The following is a 16079-nucleotide window of genomic DNA, read 5'->3' as shown; positions in this document are numbered from 1 at the left end:
CCTTCAATAGCATCGGCTTTACCAGTATTGAATTCATAATCTTCATGCATTTCTTTCTGCATTTTCTTCACGCGCTTCTCAATACGTTTGCCTGTAATTAATGCTGCGATGGTCAACGGAATCGCAATGATCAAGCTAAATACTAATGTAAAAAAGCCCGTAATCAGTGCTAGTGCGGTAACAATAATCCGATTCATAATCATGACCTCTCTGTAATTCATGTGTTCAGATTAATGCTGTGAACATGAACAAAACATGAATGATAGTCTTCACTTTGTCCGGAGAGTGTCAAATGAGCGAAATGAAAAAACGCCTGAGGGTGATCAGGCGTATAAACGGGGAAAAATATTAGTAATGCGCTTCGCGCTTATTATTTAGAACAAATATGAGATATTGTCCGTTACGCTATGTGGTTAACGTTGTGGAGCAAAGTTCACCTATCGAGGGAATGTTTGGTAACGAACACCCATCATTTGTTCCATACAGTGCACAACCTGGCAGCTGTAACCGAATTCGTTGTCGTACCAGATGTAAAGTACGCAACGTTTGTCTTGTGCGATAGTCGCTTGACCATCCACGACGCCTGCATGGCGAGAACCAACTAAGTCAGTTGATACAATTTCTGTTGAATCGGTGTAGTCAATCTGTGCCGAAAGCTCAGAGTTCAACGCCATTTCACGCAAGTAATCGTTCAGTGAATCACGGTCTACGTCTTCACCTAAGTTTAGGTTAGCGACTGCCATCGAAACGTTTGGTGTCGGTACGCGAATTGCGTTACCTGTTAGCTTACCAGCTAGCTCTGGCAGTGCTTTTGCTACTGCTTTAGCTGCGCCAGTTGAAGTTAGAACCATGTTCAGAGAAGCACTACGTCCACGGCGGTCACCAGAGTGGAAATTGTCGATCAAGTTTTGGTCGTTTGTGTATGAGTGCACGGTTTCGATGTGACCAGAAAGGACACCATATTTATCATTCAGCGCTTTAAGAACCGGCGTGATTGCGTTTGTGGTACAGCTCGCTGCAGAGATGATGGTGTCATCTTCTTGAATAACTGATTCATTTACACCGAATACAACGTTTTTGATGTCACCTTTACCTGGTGCCGTTAGCAGCACTTTCTCTGCACCTTGACACGCTAAGTGTTGGCTTAGACCTTCAGAATCACGCCAAACACCTGTGTTATCAACAACAAGCGCGTTGTTAATACCGTAAGCAGAGTAGTCCACTTCGCTTGGATTGTTTGCGTAGATGATTTGGATGTAGTTACCGTTAACGATCAGAGCTTTAAGTTCCTCATCGATCACGATGCTACCGTTGAACTGACCGTGGACTGAGTCACGACGCAGTAAACTAGCACGCTTCTCTAAATCGCCTTTTTTACCGCCACGAACCACAATCGCTCGTAGTCGTAGTGGGTAACCTGGGCCACTTTTCTCGATCAGAAGGCGAGTTAGTAGTCGACCAATGCGACCAAAACCATAAAGAACTACATCACGCGCTTTCAATGAAGAGTCTGCATCGCGTGCGCCATCAAGTGCAGTGATAAGGAAATCATTTAGAGACGCAGTATCGTCATGCTCATTCCAGTACTTAGTTGCCAATTGGCCAACATCGACACGACACGAAGAAATGCTCATTTCACATAGCGCTTGAATGATAGGCATTGTGTGCTCAAGTGAGAGTGGGCTGCCTGTATAACGTCTTGCAACGCGATGAGTTTTGAGAATGTCTATAGTAGTAGCATTGATAAGCGTTTTACCAAACAGAACCACTTCGATTCCTTTTTGACGATATAGCTTACCAATTAGAGGGGAAATAGATTCAGCAATCGTTTGGCTAGTTTGCCAGTCTTGGAGATATTTCTCTGGACTCATTGTTGTATTAGACCTTTCACGTTTTGGGGGCTAACCATACTCTCTGCTGTTGCCTCTTCGGCAGCGTGCAAGAGTGTGGTGGGTTATGTAATCGGGTTGTAATAGTTATGTGTGCGGATTCTAAGGTCGGAGCCCTTATTCTGCTAGGAAAATTAAATCCAGTGTAAAACACTAGTTAAGGTCGTGTTAGTGGTGAATTAATGTGACTAAAGCGGTGGTTTTCACGTATTGACATTTAAAAAGTCATCCACTTTTTTCGCGATGATAATGTGTGTTTTCAAATTAGTTTTGTTGTCACTGTTAATTCGTTTGCATTTTTGTGTGATTTGTCTCGATAAGGCAACGAAATAGGTGAACATATGGTTTGGAATTTTATGAAAAGTGATGTGCATCTTAGGTATGAGTGAAACTTCACTGTTTGTACTCAGCTTGAAGATCAAAAAGTATGATTCGAGTCACAATTACCATTTCATTGACCGATGGCGAAATAAGCGGAATGACCATGGTTTTGGTAGGTGAATGTTGTTTTAAAGTAACCATGTCGTATATGCCTTTCAATGCTAGAAACTAGTCTAGTATTAAATAATCGGATGAGATCAACCATTGGGCTGATGGATGTTGAGATTATCAATAAAAACACGCTTAGCACTCCTCGCACTATTACCCACGGTGGTGATAGTGGTTTTTGCAGTTCAGCAGTTTTCTGACAATGCGTTGCGCGTAAGCCGTCTCAATCAAACGGTAATCAATATCCAAGGTTTCCAGTTGATATCCCAAGCCTCGCATTTTATATACTCCATAGAGAAAGCACGCCGCCAGCCTACGCTTCAAGCATCAGCCGCACTTAATATAGAAGAACAAGACGGTGTTATTTCTTCCATGCATCAAAAATTCGTCAGTAACCCCAATACCGCTGAATATGCTGATGAGCTGAAAGAGGCCATGCTAGGGGTATTATCCGGTAGGTTGGACGAGATGGATGACCTTGGCGATTGGGCATTTCAACTGCTTCAAAATATGTCGCGCTCTTTGCTACAAAATCATCAGTGGTATGGCAGTGAGGACGGTATTCGAATGCAGAATTTTATTGCTTACCTTGCTCAGCTGTCTTTTTGGACACAGAAAGAAGCCTGGTTGACGCATCGCCTAGTTCAAGATCCTAAGAGTCGGTTGAGTCAGAGTATGTTTTTTCAGGCTATTGATCGACAACAGCAAAATTTGGATGCGTTTTTAAATTTAGGAGGGTCATACGATCAAGTTGATAAACTGCTAGGCTTGTTTACGTCGCCCAGATATCAGAGAAATTTGGCATCTCGTGGGCGATTAATGTCAGGGGACATGTCACGTAGTGACTATGAAGCGTATTTGAGAGAACTCGATTTCCGTGTGCAACGCTTGCAAGTACTCATTGATGGGTTCACGAAACAAACAGAGCAGTCGCTCCTAACACAAGTTCATGAACAAAAGACCAATATTGCGATGATTACCTCTGGCGTTATTTTGGTTATCGTCATGCTTTGTTGGCTTGGCTTTGGCACTTGGTTTCGGGTTAATAGCAAACTAGATGCGATTATTCATACCTTAACGGCGCTGATCAACGATGAAGAGAAACAGACGAAAGTCAAAGTCGATGGCAGTGATGAACTGACTATTTTCGCTCAGCAAGTGAATCGAGTGGTTGAAGAAAAGCAGAGACAAACAGACGAAATACTCCATGCTAAAGAGTCAGCAGTGTCTGCTAATCGCGCTAAATCAGTATTTCTTGCCAACATGTCGCATGAAATACGTACCCCCCTAAACGGTATTATGGGCATGACGGAGATACTCTCTCAAAGCGAGTTATCTTCCCATCAGCAAGAAGTCGTTGATGACATTGACTCTTCATCTCAAACATTACTTACCTTGCTTAACGATATTTTAGATCTTTCTAAAATCGAATCTGGTCGACTGGAGTTGTCGCTAGTCGAGGCCGATATCCGAGAAGTGGTGTACCAGTCGATGGTTTTATTTCAATCCAAAGCCACATCTAAACAGCTAGAGCTGGGGATTAACTTAGCTGAAAACATTCCAACTCGAGTGATGGTTGATGATCATCGCATCAAGCAGGTCATCACGAATCTGGTATCGAATGCGGTCAAGTTTACCGAAAGCGGTCACATACGTGTTGATGTCAGTTATGACGAGTTACCTGAGAACGAGCGCGGAACGCTGATGTTTAAAGTCGAAGATACCGGGATAGGCATTGAACAAGATAAGTTAACGACGATTTTTGAACCCTTTACTCAGGAAGATGAAGGGGTGTCGAGGCAGTTCGGTGGAACGGGACTGGGATTGGCAATTTGTCGTCAACTGGTATCCATGATGGGAGGGCAGCTTATAGCGACATCCACCAAAGGAGTGGGCACATGCTTTGAATTCTCTATTGAGGTTGACGTTATTCCGATGTTTGGCTGGCGCTCGGACGTGATAAATAAAGGGCTCTTGATCTGCACAAATTACGATTACGCTGATCAACTTTTGAAAGAGTGTCGATTAGCGAAAATCAATCTCTTTGGTGCGAATAATGTTAATGAAGTAAAAGCAATAAACGATGACTTTGATGTCATATTTCTGTGCCATAGTGACGACTCCAATACGGATGAAGCCTTAGATGAGTTGTCACTCAAGTATGATCTTCGTCGTGTGATTATTTGTCAGCATCATCTATCCACTCCCTACGATAATGCAGAAAGAGTACATGCTGTGCTCACATTGCCTTTTCTTGGCAATCGATTTAAGCATGTCATTGACGATTTAGCGAAGGTAGAAAAAACCATTTCAAGTGACGCTGTCACTAATGGTATTCCAAAGTCTGAATATCGAACGTCGCGCTCTCACAGGAGGATCTTAATCGCGGAGGATAACTTGATGAATCAGAAAATCGCGAGTTTCTTTCTGGATAAAGCAGGATATGACTATTTGATAACAAGCAATGGACAAGAAGCGTTGGAAGCCATCACAAAGGGAGAAGAATTCGATGCAATTTTAATGGATTGTATGATGCCGGTGATGGATGGACTGACCGCGACGAAAGAAATTCGTCGTTGGGAAAAGAAAGCCGGGCGTGAGAAAACGACCATTATTGCGCTCACCGCGAGTGTTTTGGAAGAAGACATTCACAACTGTTTTGCTGCAGGTATGGATGCTTATTTACCTAAGCCTTATAAATCGAATCAGCTATTTGAGCTCTTCAATGAATTAAAACTCGCCTAAATCGATAACATTTCAAGACGATAAAGCCCCAATCAAAGGGGCTTTATTTTAACCATGCATTGTCATACGTTTGCTTGAGCGCCAGCGAGTTTACGTATGGTTTGTCGATAGGTTAGGTAAGCGGAAATGCCCGCCAGAATGTTGCCGATACAAGCGCCTAAAAGTAGACCTCGGATTCCTCCCATTTGAGCGCCAACCCATAAGCAAGGAAGGAAAAAGACAAACAAGCGTAGCGCTGAAATGGTGAGCGCGGTGTAAGACTTACCTAATGCATTGCAAAGAGAAACCATCAACATACATACACCTAGTGAACCTAAGCTGATAGGAACAATCAGCAAATGCATTTCTAATACTTGCTCTACTTGAACATCACTGGTCATCAGTAGTGCAAGTGGGTTTGCGACGGCAAACGTAATGGCTGCGATCAAAAGTTGAAAGCCCAGAATGAATTTTACGGCAATACTGACTAGCGATTGGATATCTTGGTAGTTTTTTGCGCCAAGTAAGCGCCCGACCATTGGGGGCATAGACATTGTCAGCGCTAACACCGAAACGATAGCAAAGAATTCGTAGCGTGAACCGAGCGCCCAAGCGGCGACTGCTGCGGTCCCGAAGCTTGCCAATAACTTTGTTGCTAACATGGACGACAACGGAGGCAGCAGTTGGCTGATCATCGCAGGTCCCATGATGTTACCGATAGACGCAACACTTTTAGCTACGTTGAGGTCTTGCCACTGCGTTGTTGCCCAGTGATTCTTCTTTACGCGAGGCGCGACGACTAAAATACCAAACCCAAAAGCAACGATTGTTGCTATTGCGGCTCCGTTAATACCCAAGTCAAACGTGAAAATAAATAGTGGATCGAGCACAAGGTTCACACCGCTGGTCACCATCATCATTGTGCCAGGCAACATGGTGTTGCCATTAGCTCGGCAAATACTGTAGTAAAAATATAAAACCGCTCCAGTCCATGAACTTAGCAGCCACCAAGGCCAGTAGCTGTCGATAATCGGCATTACAGATTCTGGAGCACTTAATAGAGATAAAATGGGGTAGCGCAAAAGCCAAATTAGCCCTCCAAAAACGGCTACACCGATTGAGCCAATCATCAAAACTAAGCCACCGAGCTGTTTGGCATAACGACTTTCATTCGCACCAAGCGCTTTAGAAATGACAGCGGTCGTGGCGATACCTAAACCGACTTGAATGCCGATAATGACCATTTGCAACGGAAGAGTAAAACCTTGAGCGGCCAAAGGTAAAACGCCGAGCTGACCGATAAACGCACTATCTACAAGCTGAAAGCTCATTAAAGATAGAACGCCAAATAGCATTGGCCAAGTCATCGTAAATAATTGTTTTGCAAGTGTTGGTTGTGTACTTGTCGTAGTTGAGGACATAGAAAGCTGAATGCGTTAGGAATAAGAGTTGGATTGATTGTACACGGCGCTTAGTTTAGAGACAAAAATAAACCCCGAGTAAGGTAGCCTTACTCAGGGTTGGAAAATCTAGCTTAAGCGTTTATTTTTTGCCGCTAGTTTGCTTGTCTTCTTCAGTCAGTTCGCGAATACGACGGCTGATGTCACGACGTGCTTTAGAGATTTCTGCACTTTTGATGATGTGGTCATCAACACGATCTTCGTAGTCTGCTTTCATATTTTTGATGATTGCGACGATTTCATCGTGAGTCATTTCTGGTTTGATGTAATCTAGAAGGTTTTCTAGAAGGTCAACACGTTTGCGGTTATCACGAACTTTCTTTTCGTTATCAAGCAGCTCACGTTTTAGTTTGTTTTTACGACGAGCTTGGTTAACGATTTCAAATACGCTACTCATAGTTCTCTTTCCTAATTTTATGAATATCTCCCTCGATTAAAGCACAACATCCAGTGGCATAACAGTCTTTAGATCAATCACAATGCAGAGTTGAACATTTCTCAACCAATTGCGATGTGTCTACATAATCACGCTTCTTTAATCGAGTTTTGGGCAACATCGTAGAATCCATCGATGCATTGTCATAACGTGGCCTTCACTATATTATCAACACCATTGAATGCAAAATGATGAACTTGATATGGACTCTGGGAACACTGCGGAGCAAGTAAGTAGTCAAGATAATGAGCAAGCCACTCGCTCTGTGGCTGAAAAGTTAAAAACAGCGTATATCAACGCTCGCGAGCAACTCGAAATCATCGAAGTTGAGCTGAATCGTTCAAAAATAATGATGGTTGATCAAGATGGCAATTTGACGAAAGTGCCAATTCTCTCGGAGCATTGATACCTGACCCGATTCGCAAAGGGTGCCAGGTCTTGCGCTATGCTTTAGCCTGACACCGACACCTGAATCGTTAACGCTTCTTGCATCTCTTTGCCAATGTATGATGCATGATTTCGAAGCGATTTAGGTACCAAGTCAAATGCAAAAATAATAAGGAAATGCATTATGAAAGTTGAGCTAACGGCAATTGAAGCACGAGTCATTGGTTGCTTGATCGAAAAAGAAGTCACCACCCCAGATCTTTACCCCCTCAGCCTAAACGCTTTAACCAACGCGTGTAATCAAAAAAGCAACCGTGATCCCGTAATGTCGCTCTCTGAGTCAGACGTTCTCGATGCCGTTGATGCTCTAATTGAGCGTAGGCTCGTCAGTGACGAAAGTGCGTTTAACAGCCGTGTTAGCAAGTATCAGCACCGTTTCTGTAATACGGAGTTTGGTGATTTAAAACTGACAGAACAAGAGAAGGGAATCGTGTGCTGTATGCTTTTGCGTGGTGCTCAAACGCCTGGGGAAATTCGCACTCGTACCAATCGTCTCGCGACATTTCATGATGTAAAAGAAGTTGAAACGGTTCTGGAGCACTTAGCAAGCGAAGACAAAGGGCCATTAGTGGTCAAGTTACCGCGTGAAGCCGGAAAGCGAGAGTCACGCTATATGCATTTGTTCTGTGGCGACGTTGACGTCTCTGAGCTAGCAGTGCCAGTGTCAGCGGCTGGCTCTAATTCTGATCGAGCCAGCCAGTTAGAGCTCGAAGTTGCTCAGCTTAAAGAAGAGCTCGATGAACTAAAAGCTAAGGTCGAGTCACTACTTTCATGATTGAAAATACAGCGCAGCGTTGGAGTGTCTATTTGATACGAAATAACCGCAATGCGCTGTATTGCGGTGTCACAAACAATGTTGAGCGAAGATTCAATCAGCACCAAACGGGCAAAGGAGCGAAAGCTTTAAAAGGAAAAGGTCCCTTAGTATTGGAGTGGTCTTCGGATTTTGATTCAAAGACACTTGCCATGCGGGCTGAGTATTATATTAAGCAACTAACAAAAGCTAAGAAAGAGCTACTTGTTACGTCAAAAGCAAGTATTGTCGTTGATGAAAATCAGCAGATGATGTTAGAAATGGCTTTATCGAAATAAGCGTTCGCGACATGCCGAATAACAAAGAAACCGTCCACTGAGGCGGTTTCTTTTTAGTTTTGGAGTACCATGTAAGAACAAACTGACGCATAATGGGTTGGTGTTCTGTTTAAACACTCAGAGTATGAAAAGGAGAAATGATATTTTGTGACCTTACAATTAGGTACACAATAAACGTTTATTCGTTCCAACTCAGACTAAGAACCAATTTATTATTGAAACAGGCACTCAGAGGAAGGTAGATTACAAGAGTAAAGGATGACTCGGCTAGGTAACGAATAGAGCTGAATTAGGCTCATAAAAAGCTAAAAGAGCAGTAGATGAAAAAAGCGTTAGTATTCTCCCTGATGTCAATGGCCACTGTCGCGCCGATAGCGCAAGCCACTCAAGTCCTCAATGGGTATTGGGCATATCAAGAATTTTTAGACCAGTTTCCAGAACAGAAGCAGTTAACGAATGCGTTGGCTGACGCCGTGCGAGAGACTCCTGTTCCGGTTGAAAGAGACAAAAAGCGTCCGTTAAAAATTTCTGTGGTTTATCCAGGTCAACAGATTTCGGATTATTGGATTCGAAATATCGACGCATTTGAACAGCGTTTAGATAAACTCGATATCGACTATCAACTTAATCAAGTATTTACCCGTCCCAACGCAGATATTAAACAACAAAGTTTGTCTTTAATGGAAGCGCTGAAGAGCAACTCCGATTATCTGATTTTCACTCTCGATACCACTAGGCATCGTAAGTTTGTTGAACACGTCTTAGACTCAAAGAAAACCAAGTTGATCTTACAAAATATCACTACACCGGTAAGAGATTGGGAGGATCACCAACCGTTCCTTTATGTTGGTTTTGATCATGCTGAAGGCAGCCGTGAGCTTGCCGTGGAGTTTGGTAAGCGTTTTCCAAAACAGAGCCATTATAGTGTGCTCTACTTTTCAGAAGGATATATCAGCGATATCAGAGGTAATACCTTTATCAATCAAGTCAACCGTGATAACAACTTTGAACTACAATCTGCTTACTATACCAAAGCGACAAAGCAGTCTGGGTATGAAGCAGCAAAAGCGAGTTTGGAAAAATACCCTGACGTCGATTTTATTTATGCGTGTTCTACAGATGTGGCGCTAGGGGCTGTTGATGCGCTGAAAGAATTAGGGCGTGAAGATGTCATGATCAACGGCTGGGGTGGCGGCTCTGCAGAATTAGAAGCGCTTTCGAAAGGGGAGTTAGACGTTACTGTTATGCGTATGAACGATGATACTGGCATTGCAATGGCAGAAGCGATTAAGTGGGATCTTGAAGGGAAACCCGTTCCAACCGTTTATTCTGGTGATTTTGAAGTCGTCACGAAATCTGATTCTCCAGAAAGAATTGAAGCATTAAGAAAACGCGCATTTAGATACTCAGACAATTGATGACAACTACATCAAAAACAAGAAAGCGTCGCTCATTGTCGACGCTTATTACGAAAATAATCATTCTCGTACTTGCTCCGATCATTTTAGGTATCTTCGTTCAGAGTTATTACTTCTCGAAGCAAATTATTTGGCAAGAAGTGGATAGAACTAAGCAACAGACGTCAGCGCTGATTCTTAATATTTTTGATAGCCATTTTGCTGCGATTCAGATTCATCACAACAGTAACTCGAAGAGTGATGTTGTTTTAGATTTTTATACAGAACGGGATGAAGAAGCTCTCAATTACTTTTTCATGAGTATTGACCAGAGTGATCCTTCTCATACGCCAGAATTTCGCTTTCTCACCGATCATCAAGGCATTATTTGGGACGATGGGAATGCGCATTTCTATGGCATCAATAACTTGATTCTCAATGGCCTCGCGAGCCAAGTGACTTTTAGCAACAATTGGTATTACCTTCCTTCACATACCCCAATGGGAACTCGCCATCTGTTACTGCGTCGTGTACCGGTTTTACAACCTAAAACCGGTGAAGTGATGGGGTATTCTTACAATGTTGTTGTTCTAGATAACAACTTCGGGTTGATGGAAAGACTAAAAAACGAAGGAAACGTTGATAATGTTGTTTTGGTGGCCAACGATACGCCACTAGCTAGCTCACTAGTCGGAGATGAAGCGTACAAGATATTTGATGTTCTGAAGCGGCGAGAGTCTCAGCAAAAGCTTGACCAGTTGTTGATCATTAAAACCCCTATCGAAGTCAATGCTGCCACGACGGATTTGTGTTTACTAACCGTACAAGACAATCAGAGTGTTGTGACGCTGCAAATCCAGCACCTTTTGGCGATGCTGGCTTCGGTTATCGGGATGGTGATGATTGCGTTGATGACCAAAGAGTGGATTGAGAATCGAGTCGTCGAAGAGCTTGGCTCGTTGATGGCATACACTCGTTCGGCTCGTGAAGAAAAAGGGTTCGAACGATTTGGCGGATCGGATATCGAGGAGTTCGATCATATTGGTTCGACACTAGAAAACACCTTTGAAGAGCTGGAAGCGCAAAAGCGTTCATTCCGCGATCTGTTTAACTTTGCGTTATCGCCGATTATGGTTTGGTCAGAGTCTGGCGTACTCATCCAAATCAATCCGGCAGCCCGCAAAGAATTGGTCATGGAAAACGACATTGAAACCATGCACCCAGTGTTTAAAGGCTTCAAAGAAAAGTTGATGCCGCACCTGCGAATGGCAGCTCAAGGAGCCACGTTAACTGGCGTCAATGTACCAATTGGAGACAAGGTATATCGCTGGAACTTATCGCCGATTCGAGTGGATGGTGATATCAGCGGTATCATTGTTCAAGGTCAGGATATTACGACGCTTATTGAAGCGGAAAAACAAAGTAACTTGGCACGTAAAGAGGCAGAAAAATCCGCCCAAGCACGTGCCGATTTTCTGGCTAAAATGAGCCATGAAATCCGAACGCCAATCAATGGCATTCTAGGAGTTGCTCAATTATTAAAAGACTCGGTCGAAACGGAAGAGCAGAATAACCAAATTGATGTACTCCGACATAGTGGTGAGCACTTACTTGCTGTTTTGAATGATATTTTGGATTTTTCGAAGATTGAGCAGGGTAAGTTTAATATTCAAAAGCACCCGTTTTCGTTCACTGACACGATTCGAACGTTAGAAAACATTTATCGTCCAATTTGCGAAAATAAAGGCGTTAACCTTGTCATTGAAAACAAGATTGATCCCAATGTTGAAATCTTTACTGACCAAGTTCGTCTGAACCAAATTTTATTTAACTTAGTCAGTAACTCAGTCAAGTTTACCCCCTCGGGCAGCGTACGCTTGCATGCTGAACTGGAGCAGTTCTACGGCGCCGAAAATAGTGTGTTGGTAGTGGAAATTACGGATACGGGCATCGGCATAGAGCCCGATAAGCTTGACCAAATGTTTGAACCTTTCGTTCAAGAGGAAGCAACGACCACTCGAGAATACGGTGGCAGTGGCTTGGGACTGACCATTGTGAAAAGCCTCGTCGATATGCTGGAAGGTGACGTTCAAGTACGTAGTCAAAAAGGTTTGGGTACGACCTTTGTTATTACAATGCCAGTGAAAGATCGTGAGCGAGTGCTCACCCCTCTTGATTCAAGCTTGAGAGTTAAACCTGGTGAGTTATTCGCAGAGAGTCTAAAAGTACTGTTGGTAGAAGATAACCATACCAATGCTTTCATTCTCAAAGCATTTTGTAACAAGTACAAAATGCAGGTTGATTGGGCAAAAGATGGATTGGAAGCGATGGAGTTCTTAAAAGATCATACTTACGATTTGATTTTGATGGACAACCAACTGCCGCATCTTGGAGGAATTGAAACAACCAAAGAGATCCGACAGAAGCTGAAGTTAGGCACGCCAATTTATGCTTGTACTGCCGATACGGCGAAAGAAACCAGTGATGCGTTTATGGAGGCGGGCGCGAATTACGTATTGCTCAAACCGATTAAAGAAAATGCGCTCCATGAAGCCTTTGTTGACTTCAAGCAGCGATTCTTAATTGAACGAACGTGATGAACTCATTCGCTATGAGCCTTAATTGATAATTCAATCGCTCACTAAACCGAAAAGCACAACGCCATAACTTAGGGTTGTGCTTTTTTGTATCTCAATGCTTCACTTGTTGATAAGCCTGGAGTGCTGATATCACCTTTTGCCTTGTATATCACTACTATACAGCCCAAGTACTATGCTGCGTTACGCAAACTTGGTTCCCCAATGGCACATTCGATGTGATTTAAATCACAAAAAGCCATTTACTTAGCGTGCTAACTATTTTATATTACTTAGCAAGCTAAGTAATTGAGTAGATCTTATGATTCAAGACATCAACAGTTTGCGCGACCTTTCTCTGGCTGAAAAGTTATCTCGTGTTGCCCGTTTGTGGAAAATGGTTGCAGATCGCGAGTTGGAGCCTTTAAACCTGACGTACCCGCGTTGGACTGCGTTATGGAAACTTTATCGAATGGGCGACAACGTTAGTCAGAAGCATTTGGCTGAAGCGCTTGAGATTGAGTTGGCATCGCTGATGCGCACATTAAAGCTATTAGAAGAGCAATCTCTGATCACTCGCCATTGCAGTGAGCATGACAAGCGAGCACGCATTGTTAGCCTTACAGAAGAAGGTAAAACCCTACTCAAGCAAATGGAGACTCGAATTCTTCAAGTACGGAGCAAGCTACTGACAGAAATCAATGACCAAGAGCTTCAAAAGCTTTCATTGATCCTCGCTCAGATTGCTCACAATGCACTTGATTCACTTAGCGAATAAGTCAGAAACCCGAATTAAAAGAGAAGTAAACGCCTATGACTCCAGATCAAAAATTCGCACGTTGGATCAAGTATTCTTGCGTCGCGTTTGTCCTTGTCTTTGCCTATTTTCTAGTCGCAGATCTCGCTATGCCATTGACGCCTCAGGCAATGGCAACGCGAGTGGTAACTAAAGTAGCTCCCCGTGTGAGTGGACAGATTACGCATCTTTATGTTGCCAACAACCAAGAAATAAGCCAAGGCGATCTACTATTCCAGATTGATCCACAGCCTTATCAGCTCGCCGTAGAAAAGGCTCAACTTAACCTTGAGCGTGTGATTCAAAATAATGAACAGCTTGATGCCTCTATTGCAGCGGCAAAAGCGGACGTTGAAGCGAGCAAAATTGTCGCCGAGCAAAAAGTTCGCGAAGCCAAACGTCTTGATACATTGTTTCATCGCAATGGCACCTCGCAACAACAGCGTGACGACGCACAAAGTAGTGCAACGGCAGCCAGAGCAAACTTACTGGCCGCGCGCGCTCGTTTAAAAGAGTTGGAAGTAAACCGAGGCGATTTAGGTGCGACGAATGTAAATATCCGCGTGGCACAAAACCAGCTAAAACAAGCGGAACTTAATCTGTCTTACACTCAAGTAATTGCTGAACATGATGGCGTTGTCGCTAACTTGCAGCTGGAAACGGGTGCCTATGCGGCATCTGGTACGCCTCTTGTGGCTTTAGTCTCGGATGACGTGGATATTATTGCCGACTTTCGTGAAAAGAGTCTGCGACACTTCAATCAGAACAGTCGGGCGTTAGTGGCCTTTGATAGCTTGCCAGGTGACGTATTTGAAGCTCGTATTACGAGTGTGGATGCGGGAGTAAGCTCGGGCCAGTTTGATGCGGATGGCCGTTTAGCGACACCGACAGACTCAAACCGTTGGGTGAGAGACGCGCAACGTTTACGTTTACATTTAGCTATCGATGAACCTCAACAGCGCGCATTTCCGGCCGGGGCACGTGCGACTGTGCAACTGTTGCCAGAAAACTCGTTATCTGGCTGGTTAGCGAGATGTCAGATCCGATTTTTGAGTCTTCTTCATTACATTTATTAACGGGGAGGCGATATGAAGTTATGGGATCATCCCATGTCGGAAAACGACTTCCGTCAGTGTTTGCGCATTGCAACTGGCGCGACCATTGGCTTCACCTTATGTAAGGTCTTTGGCTGGAATTATGGCGTATTTTTTACCGTAACACCGATGTTGTTACTTGGAATGGTACCAGTCATGAGCCTGCATGCTGCACGACAGCTGATTTTTTCAGCGGTCGTATGCGGATTAGAGGTCGGTATTCTTGGTGGGCTATTTGGTGGACATCCTGGCATGATGACGATCATCGCCTTCGGGTTGTTTTTGTATAAGTTCGCCTGTATGTCAAAAGGGAGCTTATTCCTGTTTGGGGCAAATAGCGTGCTGAGCTTGAGCATCATGCTGCATTTTGCGAGCTATCCAACAACCGACTTAAATGATCTGATATTCAGCAACCTACAAGCGAACGTTATTTCAGTGATCGTGGCCTACGTCGTGACATTTTTGATCCCTGATGCAGAGCCTCGTCAGCCACCGGCAAAACCATCTCAGCCTAAACAGAGTCACCGCATGCGTCATGAAGCCCTTATGGGGGCGAGCATCGCTACAATGTCTTTCTTGGTATTCCAGCTATTTGACCTCAGTGATTCTATGTCCGCTCAGGCGACAACCTTGCTTTTATTGTTTCCTATGCATTGGAACGGTGCTTTAGGGTATGCGCGCAAAAGAGCAATGGGGACCTTGATGGGGGTAACCTTTGGTATTGCTGGGCAGCTCGTACTATACGATTGGTCGGATACCTTGCTGTTTATCGCCCCATTACTGTGGATTGGCGCGATGATGTTCAGCTATATGCATGTAAAAGAGTCTAGTGGGTCAGGAGCTGGGTTTGGCGGATTAACTACATTAGGTATTTTATTTGGCCAATACCTTACTCCGGATGGCGATTTAATGTTCAGCGCGCTGTATCGCGTGAGTAGTATTTTGTTTGCTATTGTTGTCACTTTGCTCGTGACCTATGCGGTGCACAGAGTGCTCAATAGCTTTGAGGCGACGCGCTTTAGCCAGCAGTAAGTTCAGACGTTACTGGTTAGAAAGGACTGCTCCAGTAACTCTGTTTTTAGCTCGTGACTCATCGCTATTGGGCTTTCAAACTTAATTCCTATTACCCAGCCTTTCACCAACTTCTTAATGTTGGCAATGACACACCGATTTTCTTCTCCGATATAGTGACTTAGAGAAGAGTCGATAGTGACACTTTCACCAACGTTGAATTCTGGCTCTATAAAGGTTGAGATACCAATACCTGCCAGTGAGAAGTCGATAAGGCTACCGTCGTAAACATTCCCCGCGTGAACAATCTTACAATCCATTTGCAGCTTATATCGTTCGTGTTCCCGGACTGGTTTGGTTGCAAATGTTCCTGGAATTCGAATAAATAAAAGGGGCGAAGGACGAACCGCAGTTGTTAGAACACTGGATTTAAATGCAATGACATGGCCTAACTCCGTATCTGATACACCACGCACGATGATATCGGCGTTTGGGAGTTTTCTCATCACTTGCTCTTCAAGCAAACGCATCGGTATATCAAGAATCAAATACGCGTTCTCTTTCATCCCAAGATAGGTGGTGGGATATGTATACTGGTCCTTAGGCCCAAACTCGAAATTAGTCGAAAGTTTCATTCCCGGTTTGAGGAATCTATGCAGTTCATCTTT

At 43.8% G+C, this 16079-nt stretch carries 14 protein-coding genes; 9 read left to right on the top strand and 5 right to left on the bottom strand.

Annotated elements, in window-relative coordinates:
* A partial coding sequence (locus CAG69_RS21015; protein WP_161446061.1) for a hypothetical protein occupies positions 1 to 197 on the bottom strand: 197 nt, incomplete at its 3' end.
* 240 nt (positions 198 to 437) lie between these two features.
* Positions 438 to 1871, bottom strand: a complete 1434-nt coding sequence (locus CAG69_RS21010; protein ID WP_161446059.1) for a glyceraldehyde-3-phosphate dehydrogenase — start codon at positions 1869 to 1871, stop codon at positions 438 to 440.
* Positions 1872 to 2486: 615 nt separating this feature from the next.
* Between CAG69_RS21010 and CAG69_RS21005 the strand changes: the two genes are divergently transcribed.
* On the top strand, positions 2487 to 5123 hold the full coding sequence (locus tag CAG69_RS21005) for a hybrid sensor histidine kinase/response regulator (RefSeq protein ID WP_161446057.1): 2637 nt from the start codon (positions 2487 to 2489) through the stop codon (positions 5121 to 5123).
* 62 nt (positions 5124 to 5185) lie between these two features.
* On the opposite strand, the gene CAG69_RS21000 is transcribed toward CAG69_RS21005, so the two are convergent.
* Together CAG69_RS21000 and CAG69_RS20995 are read right to left on the bottom strand one after the other, a co-directional pair.
* Positions 5186 to 6523 (bottom strand): MATE family efflux transporter, encoded by a 1338-nt coding sequence (locus CAG69_RS21000; RefSeq protein ID WP_161446055.1) that lies wholly within the window; start codon positions 6521 to 6523, stop codon positions 5186 to 5188.
* 121 nt (positions 6524 to 6644) lie between these two features.
* Positions 6645 to 6959: a DUF496 family protein gene (locus CAG69_RS20995; RefSeq protein ID WP_005373603.1), complete on the bottom strand. Its 315-nt coding sequence runs from the start codon at positions 6957 to 6959 to the stop codon at positions 6645 to 6647.
* A gap of 241 nt (positions 6960 to 7200) precedes the next feature.
* Here CAG69_RS20995 and CAG69_RS20990 point away from each other — a divergent pair, with 241 nt between their 5' ends.
* The 8 genes from CAG69_RS20990 to CAG69_RS20955 all read left to right on the top strand — a co-directional run bounded on the left by CAG69_RS20990 (position 7201) and on the right by CAG69_RS20955 (position 15432).
* Positions 7201 to 7404 carry a hypothetical protein gene (locus tag CAG69_RS20990; RefSeq protein ID WP_031780656.1) on the top strand — a complete coding sequence of 68 codons (204 nt, stop codon included), beginning with the start codon at positions 7201 to 7203 and terminating at the stop codon, positions 7402 to 7404.
* A 165-nt stretch (positions 7405 to 7569) separates the two neighbouring features.
* Positions 7570 to 8220 carry a YceH family protein gene (locus tag CAG69_RS20985; protein ID WP_161446053.1) on the top strand — a complete coding sequence of 217 codons (651 nt, stop codon included), beginning with the start codon at positions 7570 to 7572 and terminating at the stop codon, positions 8218 to 8220.
* A complete protein-coding gene (locus CAG69_RS20980) occupies positions 8217 to 8537 on the top strand; it encodes a GIY-YIG nuclease family protein (RefSeq protein ID WP_012842363.1) in 321 nt (106 codons plus the stop codon). The genes CAG69_RS20985 and CAG69_RS20980 overlap by 4 nt, the downstream gene beginning before the upstream one ends.
* A 320-nt stretch (positions 8538 to 8857) precedes the next feature.
* The gene (locus CAG69_RS20975) at positions 8858 to 9955 is read left to right on the top strand and encodes an autoinducer 2-binding periplasmic protein LuxP (protein ID WP_005397733.1); all 1098 of its coding nucleotides are present in this window, start codon (positions 8858 to 8860) and stop codon (positions 9953 to 9955) included.
* A complete protein-coding gene (luxQ, locus tag CAG69_RS20970; RefSeq protein ID WP_048624830.1) occupies positions 9955 to 12531 on the top strand; it encodes a quorum-sensing autoinducer 2 sensor kinase/phosphatase LuxQ in 2577 nt (858 codons plus the stop codon). Before CAG69_RS20975 ends, luxQ begins: the two co-directional genes overlap by 1 nt.
* Before the next feature lie 301 nt (positions 12532 to 12832).
* Positions 12833 to 13288 (top strand): MarR family transcriptional regulator, encoded by a 456-nt coding sequence (locus tag CAG69_RS20965; RefSeq protein ID WP_161446051.1) that lies wholly within the window; start codon positions 12833 to 12835, stop codon positions 13286 to 13288.
* Positions 13289 to 13323: 35 nt separating this feature from the next.
* The gene (locus tag CAG69_RS20960) at positions 13324 to 14382 is read left to right on the top strand and encodes an HlyD family secretion protein (RefSeq protein ID WP_161446049.1); all 1059 of its coding nucleotides are present in this window, start codon (positions 13324 to 13326) and stop codon (positions 14380 to 14382) included.
* A gap of 12 nt (positions 14383 to 14394) precedes the next feature.
* Complete coding sequence (locus CAG69_RS20955; RefSeq protein ID WP_161446048.1) at positions 14395 to 15432, top strand: DUF2955 domain-containing protein; 1038 nt, start codon at positions 14395 to 14397, stop codon at positions 15430 to 15432.
* Positions 15433 to 15434: 2 nt separating this feature from the next.
* On the opposite strand, the gene CAG69_RS20950 is transcribed toward CAG69_RS20955, so the two are convergent.
* A partial coding sequence (locus CAG69_RS20950) for a flagellar brake domain-containing protein (RefSeq protein WP_237668107.1) occupies positions 15435 to 16079 on the bottom strand: 645 nt, incomplete at its 5' end.

It is taken from the genome of Vibrio sp. V43_P6S15P86 (genome assembly GCF_009904725.1).
Lineage (GTDB): Bacteria > Pseudomonadota > Gammaproteobacteria > Enterobacterales > Vibrionaceae > Vibrio > Vibrio diabolicus.
The sequence above is the reverse complement of the archived record's forward strand: the minus strand, read 5'-3'. Positions and strand labels throughout refer to the sequence as shown.

Coding starts and splice junctions, on each gene's coding strand:
- CAG69_RS20965 (WP_161446051.1), top strand. CDS start 12,833: ATGATTCAAGACATCAACAGTTTGCGCGACCTTTCTCTGGCTGAAAAG.
- luxQ (WP_048624830.1), top strand. CDS start 9,955: ATGACAACTACATCAAAAACAAGAAAGCGTCGCTCATTGTCGACGCTT.
- CAG69_RS20995 (WP_005373603.1), bottom strand. CDS start 6,959: ATGAGTAGCGTATTTGAAATCGTTAACCAAGCTCGTCGTAAAAACAAA.
- CAG69_RS21005 (WP_161446057.1), top strand. CDS start 2,487: ATGTTGAGATTATCAATAAAAACACGCTTAGCACTCCTCGCACTATTA.
- CAG69_RS21000 (WP_161446055.1), bottom strand. CDS start 6,523: ATGTCCTCAACTACGACAAGTACACAACCAACACTTGCAAAACAATTA.
- CAG69_RS20975 (WP_005397733.1), top strand. CDS start 8,858: ATGAAAAAAGCGTTAGTATTCTCCCTGATGTCAATGGCCACTGTCGCG.
- CAG69_RS20985 (WP_161446053.1), top strand. CDS start 7,570: ATGAAAGTTGAGCTAACGGCAATTGAAGCACGAGTCATTGGTTGCTTG.
- CAG69_RS20960 (WP_161446049.1), top strand. CDS start 13,324: ATGACTCCAGATCAAAAATTCGCACGTTGGATCAAGTATTCTTGCGTC.
- CAG69_RS20990 (WP_031780656.1), top strand. CDS start 7,201: ATGGACTCTGGGAACACTGCGGAGCAAGTAAGTAGTCAAGATAATGAG.
- CAG69_RS20955 (WP_161446048.1), top strand. CDS start 14,395: ATGAAGTTATGGGATCATCCCATGTCGGAAAACGACTTCCGTCAGTGT.
- CAG69_RS21010 (WP_161446059.1), bottom strand. CDS start 1,871: ATGAGTCCAGAGAAATATCTCCAAGACTGGCAAACTAGCCAAACGATT.
- CAG69_RS20980 (WP_012842363.1), top strand. CDS start 8,217: ATGATTGAAAATACAGCGCAGCGTTGGAGTGTCTATTTGATACGAAAT.